This is a genomic window from Pseudoalteromonas sp. P1-26, from assembly GCF_001401795.1.
Taxonomy (GTDB): domain Bacteria; phylum Pseudomonadota; class Gammaproteobacteria; order Enterobacterales; family Alteromonadaceae; genus Pseudoalteromonas.
Genome location: NZ_LKDX01000166.1, coordinates 1 through 278 on the forward strand (window position 1 = coordinate 1; position 278 = coordinate 278).

General features: G+C 62.6%; 1 pseudogene. It reads left to right on the plus strand.

The annotated features are described in order from the left end of the window. Positions 1 to 278: pseudogene (locus tag AN394_RS22405) on the plus strand (hypothetical protein); the annotation flags it as partial.

Below are 278 nucleotides of genomic sequence, written 5' to 3' on the forward strand. Positions count from 1 at the left end.
CAGCCCAGAATGCCTGCGAAGCTCGCCGCGCGCGTTGCCAAGTTGCAGCAGTTCCGTACGATGCTGCCGACACAGGCATGGCGAACGGTTCGAGATGCACTACAGGGGCTTCCAGATCCGGAAGGTCGCGAAGCAAAGAAGTTCGCGAACCACATCTATCAGGCAGGTGCGCGCTCCTACCCCGGGCATACCGGTAGCCCACTCGATCTGCCCGCAAAGACGCTCAAGGCCGGCGGCCATGGCGTGCCAGGGGGGGAGAACATGCTGGTGAAGGATGA